The organism is Micromonospora sp. NPDC050980 (assembly GCF_040653835.1).
In the GTDB taxonomy this organism is placed as follows: domain Bacteria; phylum Actinomycetota; class Actinomycetes; order Mycobacteriales; family Micromonosporaceae; genus Micromonospora.
The window spans coordinates 791,286-804,315 of the sequence record NZ_JBFAGS010000001.1; the positions used below are offsets into that span (position 1 = coordinate 791,286).

Sequence of the window (13,030 nt, forward strand, 5' to 3'; positions counted from 1 at the left end):
GTCACGGGCTGGGGATGAGTTCTCCGGTCTCGCCCGGCGGCGCACCGTCCTCCGGCCGGACCACCTCCGGCTCCACCTCGTGCGGCCGGATCCGGCCGGCCGCGATGTCCTCGGCGTAGTGGCAGGCGACCCGGTGCCCGTCGAGCACCTCGCGCAGCGCGGGCCGTTCGTCGGCGCAGCGGGTGGGCTGGGCCCACGGGCAGCGGGTGTGGAACCGGCAGCCGGTCGGCGGGTTCGCCGGTGACGGCAGGTCGCCGGCGAGCAGGATCCGCTCCCGTCGGTCCTCGACCTGCGGGTCGGGCACCGGCACCGCCGACATGAGCGCCCTGGTGTACGGGTGCATCGGCTCCCGGTAGAGGTCGTCGCTGGACGCCTCCTCCACCAGCCCGCCGAGGTACATCACCCCGACCGTGTCGGCGATGTGCCGGACCACCGCCAGGTCGTGCGCGATGATCAGGTACGTGAGGCCGCGCTCCTCCTGCAACTCGTCCAGCAGGTTGAGCACCTGGGCCTGGATCGACACGTCCAGCGCGGACACCGGCTCGTCGGCGACGATCAGGTCCGGTTCGAGCACCAGCGCCCGGGCGATGCCGATGCGCTGGCGCTGGCCGCCGGAGAACTCGTGCGGATACTTGCTCAGCGCCGACGCGGGCAGGCCAACCGCGGCGAGCGCGTCGCGCAACCGCTTGTCGACCGCCGCCCGGTCCTTCGCGAGGCCGTGCGCCTTCAGGCCCTCGACCAGCAGCGACTCCACCGACTGCCGGGGGTCGAGGCTGGACAGCGGGTCCTGGAAGATCATCTGGATGCGGCGGCGGATCCGGCGCATCGGCTCGTCCTTGAGCGCGCGCAGGTCGATGCCGTCGAAGACGATCTCACCGTCGGTCGGCTCGACCAGCCGCAGCAGGCCCCGCCCCAGCGTGGACTTGCCACAGCCCGACTCGCCCACCAGCCCGTACGTCTCGCCCCGGTTGATGGCGAGCGAGACCCCGTCGACGGCGTAGACGTGCCCGATCGTCCGGTCGACGAGCACGCCGCTCTTGATCGGGAAGTGGACCTTGACATCGCGCAGTTCGACCAGGGGTCCGGTCCGCTCGGTCGACTCGGTCACGGGACCGCCACCTCCTCGGAAACGGGGTTGTTGCAGCGCAGGTCGCCGCCGTTCGCGGTGGGCTCCAGCGGGGGCGTGCCGTCGAGGCAGGCGTCCACCACGTTGTCGCACCGGGGCGCGAACGCGCAGCCCTCGACCCACGGGATGTTGTCGGCCACCGAGCCGCGGATGGCGTGCAGCCGCTCCCCGCGTACCGAGTCGAGCCTCGGCACGGAGCTGAGCAGCCCGTGCGTGTACGGGTGTCGCGGCCGGGCGAACAGCTCGTGCCGGTCCGCCCGCTCCACGATCTTCCCGCCGTAGAGGACGTTCACCGTGTCGCAGAGCCCGGCCACCACCCCCAGGTCGTGGGTGATCATGATCAGTGCGGTGCCGGTCTCGTCGACGAGTTCCTTGAGCAGTGTGAGAATCTGCGCCTGGATCGTCACGTCCAGGGCGGTGGTCGGCTCGTCGGCGATCAGCAGCCGCGGCTTGCAGGCCAGCGCGATGGCGATCAGGGCGCGCTGCCGCATGCCGCCGGAGATCTGGTGCGGGTATTCCTTCAGTCGCCGCGCCGGGTCCGGGATGCCGACCGCGTCGAGCAGCTCCCGGGCCTCCTTCAACGCCACCTTGCGGTCCATGCCGCGGTGCCGTTCGAGCACCTCGGCCACCTGGGTGCCGATCGGAATGACCGGGTTCAGCGAGGACAGCGGGTCCTGGAAGATCATGCCGATGTCCCGGCCGCGCCGGTCCCGCAGGTCCTCCGGCCGCAGCTTCAGCAGGTCCGCGCCGTCGAAGTTCACCTCGCCGGTGACCTTGTTGCCGCGCTTCGGCAACAGCCCCATGATCGCCAGGCTGGTGACGCTCTTGCCGCAGCCGGACTCGCCGACCAGGCCGACCGTCTGCCCCGGCTCCACACTGAAGCTGACCTCGTCGACAGCGGTGAACGGTCGCTCACCGCGGCGCTGGAACACGACGCTCAGGTCGCGTACGTCGAGCAGGCTCATCGGGTCACTTCCTCACCGTGCTGGTCGTTGGTCCGCACCGCCGTCACCGCCGGCTCTTCGGGTCGATCGCCTCGCGCATGCCCTCGCCCAGCAGGGTGAAGCCGAGCGCGACGACGATGATGGCGACCGCCGGGAAGTAGGCCAGTTCGGGCCGCACCTCGAAGTAGCGCTGACCGTCCACACCGAGCATCAGACCCCACTCCGCACGGTTGATGTCGGGGTCGCCGAGACCGAGGAAGGACAGCGACGCGGCCTCCAAAATCGCGGTGGAGAGCGTCAGGGTCGCCTGCACGATCACCGCGGTCATCGCGTTGGGCAGCATGTGCCGCAGCACGATCGCCCCGCGCCTGACGCCGAGCGCCCGGGCGGCCAGCACGTGGTCGCTCTCCCGTTGGGCGAGCATCGAGCCGCGCAGCAGCCGGGCGAAGATCGGCACGTTGACGATCGCCACCGCGAGGATGACCGTCCACTGGCTGGACCGGCTGGCCATGGCCACCAGGCTGATCGCCAGCAGCAGCGCCGGCAGGGCCAGCATCACGTCGGTGAAGCGCATCAGGATGTTGTCGACCCAGCCGCCGAACGCGCCGGCGAGCGCGCCCACCAGCACGCCCAGGGCCAACCCGATCAGCGTGGCGAGCACGCCGACGAACAGGGTCTGCCGGCTGCCGTGGATCATCCGGGACAGGAAGTCCCGGCCGAGCGGGTCGGAGCCGAGCGGGAACTCGCTGCTGGCGCCGGGGATGTTGTCGACTGTCAGGTTCTTCGTCAACTCGTCGAAGCGCTGCGCGGGGTCGTGCGGCGCGAGCAGCGGCGCGAAGATCGCGACCAGGACGAACAGCGCCACGATGGACGCGCCGACCATCGCGGTCGGGTTGCGCCGCAGCCGGCGGAACGCGTCCCGGACCAGGCTGACGCCGCCCTTGTCCGCGGTGGCCTGGGCCAACTGCTCCAACCGGGCGCGCTTGCGCTCGCCGAGCCGGTCCAGGCCGCGGGGCAGGCTGCCCTCGGGCTTCTCGGTGACGGCCGACGGGTCCACGCTCTCGCGCTGGGCGCCCACGGTGGGCCGGGTGATCGGATCGCTCATCGCACACGCACCCTCGGGTCGATGAAGGCGTAGGAGAGGTCGACCAGGAGGTTGACCACCACGAAGACCAGCGCGGCCAGCAGGATCAGCGCCTGGAGCACCGGATAGTCACGGCCGCCGCTGATCGAGTCGTAGATCAGCGTGCCGAGACCGCCCCAGTTGTAGACCCGCTCGGTGAGCACCGCGCCGGAGAGCAGCGCGCCGGTCTGCAGGCCGATGGTGGTGACCACCGGCAGCAGGCCGTTGCGCAGGACGTGCCGGCCCCGGATGGTCTTGTGTCGCAGGCCCTTCGCCTCGGCGGTGCGGACGTAGTCCTCGTTGAGGACGTCGAGCACGCTGGCCCGGGTGATCCGGACGATGACCGCGAGCGGGATGGTGGCCAGCGTGACCGCCGGCAGGATGAGGTGCCACAGCGCGTCGCCGGTGGCGTCGAACTCGCGGGTGAGCAGCCCGTCCAGCACGAAGAAGCCGGTGACGTCGGTGTTGTCCATCCCGGTGCTGATCCGGCCGGACGGCGGGAACAGGTGCATGTTCTGGGTGAAGACGTCCTTGAGCAGATAGCCCAGGAAGAAGATCGGGATCGAGATGCCGAGCAGGGTGCCGCCGATGCTCAGGTTGTCGAGCAGCCGGCCGCGGTGCCGGGCGGCGAGGTAGCCGAGCGGCACGCCCAGCCCGATCGCGATGATCATCGCGGCGGCGGCCAGTTCCACGGTGGCCGGGAAGGCGCGGCCGATCACCTCGGTGACCGGGTCGCCGCTCCGGATCGAGTTGCCGAAGTCACCGGTCAGGAGCCGCTGCATGAACTTCGCGTACTGCACCAGGATCGGCTGGTCGTAGCCGAGGGCCTTGGTGAGCAGCGCCCGCCGCTCCGGCGTGGCCCGCTCACCGAGCAGCGCCTCGATCGGGCCGCCGGGCAGGTTCCGCAGCCAGATGAAGACCAGCGCGGACAGCCCTATCAGGGTCACCACCAGTTGCAGCAGGCGGCGAACTATGACTCGCAACATCTCTCACACACCAGGTTTCTCGTTGAACAGCGGGTCGGCCCGGGCCGGGAGCGAGAGCCCGGCCCGGGCCGATTCCACGTGGGGCGTCAGCGGTGGGTGATGCGTCAGCCGACGCTGACGGTGTTGAACCGCTCGTCGGTCAGCGGGCTGGCGACGAGACCCTTGACGTCCTTGGTGACCACGATGGCCGGCGGGGCGTGCCAGATCGGCACGGCCGGCATCCACTTGGCGGCGATGTCGCGGTTGACCTGCTCCCAGGCGGCCTTCTTGCCGGCCTCGTCCACCGTGCCGTCGGCCTTGCCGATGGCGGCGAACATCTCGGTCATGGCCTGGTCGCCGAACTCGACCTTGGCGCGGCCGAAGAAGGTGCCGACGAAGTTGCCCGGGTCGTTGTAGTCACCGGTCCAACCGAGCAGGTGCAGGTCGTGCTTGCCGAACTGCTGCACGTCGTCCTTGTAGCCACCGTTCCACGGGCGGGCCACACCGTTGACCTTGATGCCCACGGCCTGGAGGTCGTTGGCGAGGACGGTGAAGATCTCCTGCGGGTTCGGCATGTACGGCCGGGAGACGTCGGTCGGGTAGTAGAAGTTGAGCGTCAGGTTCTCCGCGCCCGCCTCCTTGAGCAGCGCCTTGGCCTTGTCCGGGCTGTACTCGTACTTCTGCACGTCCGGCGCGTAGCCGAGCACGGTGTCCGGCATGAACTCGTCGGCGACCTTGGTGCCACCCGGGCCCTTGGTCTGGACGAGCTGCTGGCGGTTGAGGGCGTAGGCGATCGCCTGACGCACCCGCAGGTCCTTCAGCTTCGGGTTCTTCTGGTTGAAGCCGAGGTAGAGGATGTTGAAGGCCGGGCGGTCGAGGACCTGGAAGCCCTCGTCCGACAGCGCCTTGCGGTCCGCCGGGGCCGGGAAGTCGATGCCCTGGACGGTGCCCGCCCGCAGCTCCTGCTTGCGGGTGTTCTCGTCCTTGATCACCTTGATGACCAGCTTGTCGACCTTGGCCTTCTCGCCCCAGTAGTCGGGGTTGCGGTCCAGGGTGATCTCGCCCTTGGCCTTGTCCCAGCCGACGAACTTGAACGGGCCGGTGCCGACCGGGTGCTCGTTGGCGAACGCGCTGTACTCGAACGAGTCACCGTTCTGCTTCACGGCGTCGGCGTCGTACTTCTTCAGCGCCTCGGGGCTGGCGATCGACAGCGCGGTGAGCGCGAAGGCGCCCGGGAAGGCGCCCTTGTACTGGTTCATCGTGATGACGGCGGTGCCGTCGTCCTTGGCCTCGCACTTGTTGTAGACCGGGTCGCCGACGCCCTCGGCCTCGTTCTTGGCGAAGCCGCCGAAGACGTCCGAGTAGTAGATCATCTGCGACTGGGCCGCGGCGCCCTTCATGTTGAACCAGCGGTCGAAGTTGAAGCAGACCGCGGCGGCGTTGAAGTCGGTGCCGTCGTGGAACTTCACGCCCTTGCGGAGCTTGAAGGTCCAGACCTTACCCTCCGGGTCGTGCTCCCAGCTCTCCGCCAGGGCACCCTGCAGCTCGGCGGTGCCGGGCTTGTTCTGCACGAGGGTGTCGTACATCTGGCGGATCGGCCGGAACGACTCACCGTCGTCGTTGAAGATCGGGTCGAAGTTCTTCGGGTCCCCGGCACCTGCGAAGACGAAGGTGCCGCCGGTCTTGGCGTCCCCACCGTCCTCTTCGCGGTCGCTCTTGGCGCAGCCGGACGCACCGACCGCCAGGGCGGCCACGGCCGCGAGGGCCACGGCCGTTTTCAGCCTGAACGCCTGCATCTCTCACCTCTGTCATGCGCATGTCTACACGCCGAGCTGTGACTCAGTCCGTGAGCGGGAGGTTATGGCATGTCACACAGAAGAGGAACGGGCGAAGGGCAATCGCTACCAAGCCGACACCTTCCGAGGTCTACTCACGACGGGGGCTCCGGCCGTCCCGGGAACGACACCGGCGGGCACCCCGCAGGGCACCCGCCGGTGACGGAAGGGTTCAGACCGCCCGGCGCCCCTCGAAGGCGCGACCCAGCGTGATCTCGTCGGCGTACTCCAGGTCGCCGCCGACCGGCAGGCCGCTGGCGAGGCGGGTCACCGCGATCCCCATCGGCTTGACCATCAGCGCCAGATAGGTCGCCGTCGCCTCGCCCTCGGTGTTCGGGTCGGTGGCGAGGATCAGCTCGCGGACCTCGCCGCCGCCCAACCGGGTCATCAGCTCACGGATCCGCAGGTTGTCCGGGCCGATGCCCTCCAGCGGGTTGATCGCGCCGCCGAGCACGTGGTAGCGCCCGCGGAACTCGCCGGTCCGCTCGATCACCACCACGTCCTTCGGCTCCTCGACCACGCAGAGCACCTCGTCGGTGCGCCGCGGGTCGCGGCAGATCCGGCACTGCTCGGACTCGGCCACGTTGTAGCAGGTCGTGCAGAACCGCACCAGGTCCTTGACCTTGCGCAGCGCGCCGGCCAGCCGGTTGACGTCGGCCGGGTCCGCGGACAGGACATGGAACGCGATCCGCTGAGCGCTCTTCGGGCCGACGCCCGGCAGCCGACCCAGCTCGTCGATCAGGTCCTGGATGGCACCTTCGTACATCTGCCGGCTCAGAAACCGGGCAGGCCGAGGCCGCCCATCCCGCCCGCGACCGGGCCCATCTTCTGCTCGGTCAGCTCCCGGGCCGCCTCGGCGGCGTTGTGCACGGCGGCGACGACCAGATCCTCCAGCGTCTCCACGTCCTCCGGGTCGACCGCCTTCGCGTCGATCTTGATCGCCTTCAGTTCGCCGGTGCCGGCGACGGTGGCCGTCACCAGGCCACCGCCCGCGGTGCCGGTCAGCTCCGCCTCGGCCAACTCGGCCTGGGCGTTGGCGATCTGCTGCTGCATCTTCTGCGCCTGCTTCAGCATCTGCTGCATGTTGGGCTGTCCACCTGGGCGCACGGGCCGCTCCTTCTCGCACTCGTCTGCTCGGCCGCGCCCAGCCTAGTCGGGCCACGGCACCGCTGTTCCGGGTCGACCCGCGTTCAGCGCGCGTCGACCTCGTTGATCCTCTCGGCCCCGAACGCCTCGCGCAGCAGCGCCACCGCCTGCTCCTCGCTGGACTGCCGGGCGGTCCGCTCGTCGATCACCTCGTCCAGCGGCTCGTCGCCCGGGTCGAACCCCTCGTAGGCGGGGGCGGCCGGGGCCGCGGCACGCTGGCCGGGCCGGATCGGCCCGTCGAAGTCCGGGTCGTAGGGCGGCTCACCGGCCCACTCGGCGTCCGCGGCCGGTCGGCCCGGCTGCGCCGCGCGTGGGCTCTTGCCCGGCCCGCCACCCGCCGCCGCGGCAGCCGCCGCCCGGGCCGCCGCGATCGCGCTGTTCCGCTGCCCGCCGGTGGCACCCTTCGCGGGCGGCGGTGGCGTGGCCGCCGGTCCGGCCGGCTGCGGTACGGCGGGAGCCGCCGTCGCGGTGGCCGTGGCCCCACCCGGACGGGCCGCCTCCGGCCAGTCCTCGGCACCGGCGGCACGCACCGCCGCGCCGGCGCCACCCGGGCGGGCCACCGCGTCGGCGTCGCCGCCGGGGCGGGCCGCCTCCGGCCAGTCCTCCTCGTCGCGGGCGGGGACGGTCGGATTCGCCGGCGGGTCACCACCCGGCGGGGTGCCGGGGCGGGGAGCAGGGCCGTCGGGACGGGCCGCTGATCCGTCGGGACGAGGGGCCGGACCGTCGGGCTCGACGGCCGGGCGGGGTGGGGCGGACGGGCGCGACGAGCCTCCGCCCCGTTCACCGGCCACCTCGCAGCGGATCTGCCAGCGCCCGCCGAACTCCTCGTAGAGCGCTTCGACCAGGACCGAGGTGTGCGCGGCCATCATCTGGGCGAGCACCGGCGACTTGACGGTCAGCACCAGGGTCTCGCCGTCCACGTCGCGGACCACCGCGTCCCGCATCAGCGCGGCGGCCGGCTTCTTGATCCGGTTGACCTTGGCCACGATGTCCGGCCACACCCGCCGCACCGCGACCGCGTCCAGCGTGCCGGGACCGGCGGAACCGGGCCGAGGCGGCTCGGGGGTCACCGGGTCGGGCATCACCGCCGAGGCCGGCACCGGCCGCCCGGCCGGACCACCGGAGCCCTGCCGGCCACCCGGCGAGTCGCCGGACGCCGCGCCGGAACCGGCCGAGCCGACACGCGCACCGGAACCGGCCGAGTCGGCGCTCGCGCCGGGGCCGGCCGGGTCGGCGCTCGCGGCGGGCGGGCCGGTGGTGGCCGAGACGGACGAGCCGTCGGCGGCGACCGGGTCCGCTCCACTCGGAGCCGGCCGGGCGACAGCCGCGTCGGTGGCGCGCGGCCCGGGTGAGGCCGAACGGGAACCTGCCGCCATGGCGGCGGCCCGCGCGGCGGCAGCGCCGGTCGGGGCACCGGTAGCCGCCGGCGTGCCGGCGGTCTCCGGGTGGATCGCGGCGGCAGCCGCGCCCGGGGCCGGAGCCGCCGGGCGTACCCCCTGGTCGGGGCCGGCGGGCGGCTCGGCGCCGCCGAGGGTGAGCCGGCGCTCCATCCGCTCCAGGCGCTGGAGCAGGCCGCCGGACGAGTCGTCCGCGCCGGGCAGCAGCATCCGGGCGCAGATCAGCTCCAGCAGCAGCCGGGGCGCGGTGGTGCCGCGCATCTCCACCAGGCCGTTGTGCACAATGTCGGCGCAGCGCGACAGCGTGGCCGGGCCGAGACGTTGGGCCTGGGCCGCCATCCGCTCGATCTGGTCGGCCGGGCCGTCGATCAGGCCCTTGGCCGCGGCGTCGGGCACCTGCTGGAGCACGATCAGGTCACGCAGCCGCTCCAGCAGGTCGGAGGCGAACCGGCGCGGGTCGTGGCCGGCCTCGGCCACCCGGTCGACCGTCGCGTAGGCCGCCGCGCCGTCCCCGGCGGCGAGCGCGTCGCACATCTCGTCGATCAACGCGGAGTCGGTGACGCCGAGCAGCGCGGCGGCCCGGGCGTAGCCGACCCCCTCCGGGCCGGCACCGGCGATGAGTTGGTCGAGCACGGAGAGGCTGTCCCGCGCGCTGCCCCCGCCGGCGCGGACCACCAGCGGGAAGACGGCCGGCTCGACAGTGACGCCCTCGGCCTCGGTCAGCTGCTCCAGGTAGGGCCGGAGCACCTTCGGCGGGATCAGCCGGAACGGGTAGTGGTGGGTCCGCGACTTGATCGTGCCGAGGACCTTCTCCGGTTCGGTGGTGGCGAAGATGAACTTGACGTATTCCGGGGGCTCCTCGACCAGCTTGAGCAGGGCGTTGAAGCCGGCCGACGAGACCATGTGCGCCTCGTCGATGACATAGATCTTGAAGCGGCTGCGGGCCGGCGCGAAGAACGCCTTCTCGCGCAGCTCGCGGGCGTCGTCGACGCCGCCGTGGCTGGCCGCGTCGATCTCGATGACGTCGATCGAGCCGGCGCCGTCGGTGGCCAGCGAGCGGCAGGACTCGCACTGCCCGCACGGCTCGGGCGTCGGCCCCTGCTCGCAGTTGAGCGAGCGGGCCAGGATCCGGGCGCTGGAGGTCTTGCCGCAGCCGCGGGGGCCGGAGAAGAGGTAGGCGTGGTTCAGCCGGCCGCTGCGCAGCGCCTGCGACAACGGCTCGGTGACGTGCTCCTGGCCGATGACCTCGGCGAACGTACGGGGCCGGTACTTGCGGTAAAGGGCCAGTGCCACCCGTCCCGCCTCCTCTCGACCGAGCCATTCTGCGCCGGTCGGCCCCGGGTGACCACCCACCACCCCGTGACTCGACCCGAGGCGACGTTACCGGGACCCGGAGACAGAAAGGCCTCCCGTGCACCCGGCAGAGCTCGCTTATCCTTGCTGCCTTCCGGCCCTGGGGAGGTTCACGAGATACCGCCGCACGGGAGGTGACACCAAGCCTACCCGAAGCCGTGTGGATCTTCCGGGAGGGTGGGGTGGCCCGCTGCCGCCGGACCTGTATCCTGGCTCGCGGAGGATTCGCCTAGAGGCCTAGGGCGCACGCTTGGAAAGCGTGTTGGGTTTACACCCTCACGAGTTCGAATCTCGTATCCTCCGCTCACCTGAGCAGCACGAACGACAGGGCCGGCCCCCACGGGGGACCGGCCCTGAGTCGTCCTACCGACCCGCGTCCTTGCGGGCCGGGGCGACCATCGGTGCATGAGTAGCACTCCCGGCCGTCCGCCCTCCGGTCGGAGCGGCAGGAGTCCGACGAAGTTCCCGCGCGTGTGCTGGTCCGTGATCTTCTTGACCGGCTATGCCGTCTGGGCATGGATGGTCCACGACTGGGCCGCTGAGCACGGCTGCCGATCCCTGCTGGCAGGCTCCCGCCCGTGGTACTTCGCGGTGGCGGCGGTGACGTACTGGCCGGTGGCCTGCCTCCTCTGGTGGTCGGTGTTTCCCCGGGCCGGCGGCCCCGTGCCGTGGTTGCGCCGGGTTGATCGATAACGTTTTCTTTACCGGTTCATCTCACTTTGCCGCCCATCAGTAGGCGTTCGGGGATTGACAGACTTAACCGGTTCAGAAGACCATCGTGGATATCTTCGCCGGATCGACCGCCGGAAGGGCAACCGACGGTCCGACCCGTCCGGGCGGCGAGGGCTCCCCGCAACCATCACCCGTACGGGAGTTCCTCATGATCCAGCGCACCCGCACACGGGCGTGCCTGGCCGGGGCGGCGGCAGCCGTCACCGCGCTGGCCACCGCCCTCGTCACCACGCCACCCGCCCGGGCCGCCGCCGGGGCCTGCTCGGTGACCTGGCAGGTCACCAACGAATGGAGCGGCGGCGCCACCACAAACGTCACCATCACCAACACCGGCGCGGCCGTGACCGGCTGGACGCTGGGCTGGATGTTCCCCGGCAACCAGGTGATCGGCGACATCTGGAACGCGACGAAGACGCAGTCCGGCGCGAACGCCACCGCCACCAACGTCGGCTACAACGCGGGCCTTCCGGCCGGCGGCACGGTGAGTTTCGGCTTCAACGTCACCTACAACGGCGCGAACCCGGCCCCGACCGCGTTCACGCTCAACGGCGCGGCCTGCGGTGATACCACGCCACCCAGCCCGACCGGCAGCCCGAGCCCGTCGGCGAGCCCCGACCCGACCGGCGACCCCAGCGGCAACCTCGCGTTGAACCGGCCGGTCACCGTGTCGTCGACAGAGAGCCCGAACGTCGCCGCCCAGGCGGTCGACGGCAACGGCGGCACCCGCTGGTCCAGCCTCTACGCCGACCCGCAGTGGATCCAGGTCGACCTGGGCGCCACGTACCCGATCAACACGGTGCGGCTGCGCTGGGAGGCCGCGTACGGCAGGGCGTACCAGATCCAGACCTCGACGGACGGCACCACCTGGACCCCGGTGTTCAGCACCACGACGGGCGACGGCGGCACCGACGACGTCACGCCGGCCGGGGCCAACGGCCGGTACGTGCGGATGTCCGGCACCGCCCGCGGCACCGCCTGGGGTTACTCGCTCTACGAGTTCGAGGTGTACGCGGTGAAGCCGCCCACCCCGCCCGGCCCGGACTGCGGCCAGGCCCCCGCCGACCCGCAGGCGAACTCGAAGGCCCGCAACCTGATCTGCTACCTGCGCACGCACACCTACGTGAGCGGCCAGACCGACCTGCCGGACGCGGACAGGGTGCAGCAGCTCACCGGCCGCTACCCGGCGATCGTGGCGTTCGACTTCATGGAGTACACCCGGGGCAGCATCCAGACCCAGCAGGTCATCGACTGGGCGAAGTCGCGCAACGGCATCGTCGCGTTCCAGTGGCACTGGTACTGCCCGCGCGGCGGCAACTACTCCGCGCCGTGCGACTTCCAGCCCGACCTGAACAACCCGTCGTCGAAGCTCTACCAGGACATCGACCTGGTGGTGCGGGAGCTGAAGAAGATGGGCGACGCCGGCGTGCCGGTGCTGTTCCGCCCGCTGCACGAGGCGAACAACAACTACATGTGGTGGGCGAAGAAGGGCCAGGACGCCTACCAGCAGCTCTGGCGGCTGATCTACCAGCGCGCCCAGCTCGCCGGCGCGCACAACATCGTCTGGGTGTTCAACGGCATGGCCAGCGGCCAGGGCACCTCGCTCGCGTCCTGGTACCCCGGCGACGGCTACGTCGACCTGGTCACCTCCGACTACTTCCAGAGCAGCAGCGACTTCGCCACCACCAAGGCGGTCAGCGGCGCCAAGACCACAGGCGTCGCGGAGACGTTCAGCCCGCTCAACCCCAACTCCGACCCGGCCTGGCCGTACTTCGTGGTCTGGGCCTCGCGCGACTGGAACGGCAGCGGCAAGGACGTGGCCGGGTTGTGGCGCACCGCGATGGCCGACCCGAGGACCATCTCGATCGACCAACTCCCCGACATGTCCGCGTGGTGACGACCTGATCGTCAGGGGGCCGGCCCGCCGAGGGTCCGGCCCCCTTCCGCGTACGCGCAGAGCCAGCGAGCCACATATGCGCCGCTCGTATACCGAGCAGTCACATGGCGGGTTGAATGAGCCGATGACCGCAATGTCGAGGCGAGCCGGTTGCGCCCGCTGCGGGGCCGGCCTGGCGACGGACAACACCTCCGGGCGTTGCGCCCCCTGCCAACGGGCGGAGCGCGACAGGGTCATCGCAGCGCCCGAGGTTCCGACCGCCTTCTGGTCGCACGAACCGCTTCGGCGAGCGCTGGCGGAACGGCACCTCGGCCGCGTTATCCGTGCCTACCGCCACCATCCGTACCACGGGCGGCTGCCGCTGCCTCAGGCCACGGTGGCCGGTTGGTTCGGCGTCACCCAAGCCCAGCTCAGCCGCGTCGAGACCGGATCGCCGATAGTGCACCTCGACCGGCTCGCGCAATGGGCCCGGATCTTGGGGATCCCCACCCACGTCCTGTGGTTTTGCCTCCCGC

At 71.2% G+C, this 13,030-nt stretch carries 9 protein-coding genes, 1 tRNA gene, 1 other RNA gene and 1 pseudogene; 3 read left to right on the top strand and 9 right to left on the bottom strand.

Translation table 11 applies throughout. The annotated features are described in order from the left end of the window. Position 1 precedes the first annotated feature (1 nt). From AB0H28_RS03860 to ffs, 9 genes are all read right to left on the bottom strand, one after another. Positions 2–1,108: an oligopeptide/dipeptide ABC transporter ATP-binding protein gene (locus AB0H28_RS03860; RefSeq protein ID WP_358033698.1), complete on the bottom strand. Its 1,107-nt coding sequence runs from the start codon at positions 1,106–1,108 to the stop codon at positions 2–4. After that, complete coding sequence (locus AB0H28_RS03865; RefSeq protein ID WP_358033701.1) at positions 1,105–2,091, bottom strand: ABC transporter ATP-binding protein; 987 nt, start codon at positions 2,089–2,091, stop codon at positions 1,105–1,107. The genes AB0H28_RS03860 and AB0H28_RS03865 overlap by 4 nt, the downstream gene beginning before the upstream one ends. Before the next feature lie 43 nt (positions 2,092–2,134). Continuing rightward, on the bottom strand, positions 2,135–3,076 hold the full coding sequence (locus tag AB0H28_RS03870) for an ABC transporter permease (protein ID WP_358033872.1): 942 nt from the start codon (positions 3,074–3,076) through the stop codon (positions 2,135–2,137). Between the two features lie 95 nt (positions 3,077–3,171). Continuing rightward, positions 3,172–4,179, bottom strand: coding sequence for an ABC transporter permease (locus tag AB0H28_RS03875; RefSeq protein ID WP_358033703.1), 1,008 nt, complete (start codon positions 4,177–4,179; stop codon positions 3,172–3,174). Positions 4,180–4,283: 104 nt separating this feature from the next. Beyond that, positions 4,284–5,954 carry an ABC transporter substrate-binding protein gene (locus AB0H28_RS03880; RefSeq protein ID WP_358033706.1) on the bottom strand — a complete coding sequence of 557 codons (1,671 nt, stop codon included), beginning with the start codon at positions 5,952–5,954 and terminating at the stop codon, positions 4,284–4,286. A gap of 211 nt (positions 5,955–6,165) precedes the next feature. After that, a complete protein-coding gene (gene recR, locus AB0H28_RS03885) occupies positions 6,166–6,759 on the bottom strand; it encodes a recombination mediator RecR (protein ID WP_358033709.1) in 594 nt (197 codons plus the stop codon). Between the two features lie 8 nt (positions 6,760–6,767). Continuing rightward, the gene (locus AB0H28_RS03890) at positions 6,768–7,076 is read right to left on the bottom strand and encodes a YbaB/EbfC family nucleoid-associated protein (protein ID WP_358033875.1); all 309 of its coding nucleotides are present in this window, start codon (positions 7,074–7,076) and stop codon (positions 6,768–6,770) included. 107 nt (positions 7,077–7,183) lie between these two features. Further along, positions 7,184–9,829: a DNA polymerase III subunit gamma and tau gene (locus AB0H28_RS03895; protein WP_358033712.1), complete on the bottom strand. Its 2,646-nt coding sequence runs from the start codon at positions 9,827–9,829 to the stop codon at positions 7,184–7,186. Positions 9,830–9,936: 107 nt separating this feature from the next. Continuing rightward, positions 9,937–10,026, bottom strand: an RNA gene (ffs, locus tag AB0H28_RS03900) — signal recognition particle sRNA small type. Between the two features lie 81 nt (positions 10,027–10,107). Between ffs and AB0H28_RS03905 the strand changes: the two genes are divergently transcribed. The 3 genes and pseudogenes from AB0H28_RS03905 to AB0H28_RS03915 all read left to right on the top strand — a co-directional run. Beyond that, positions 10,108–10,192 (top strand) — tRNA-Ser (locus tag AB0H28_RS03905). A 577-nt stretch (positions 10,193–10,769) separates the two neighbouring features. After that, on the top strand, positions 10,770–12,515 hold the full coding sequence (locus AB0H28_RS03910; RefSeq protein ID WP_358033715.1) for a glycosyl hydrolase: 1,746 nt from the start codon (positions 10,770–10,772) through the stop codon (positions 12,513–12,515). A 133-nt stretch (positions 12,516–12,648) separates the two neighbouring features. Continuing rightward, positions 12,649–12,993, top strand: a pseudogene (locus AB0H28_RS03915) (DNA-binding protein); the annotation flags it as partial. Positions 12,994–13,030 lie beyond the last annotated feature (37 nt).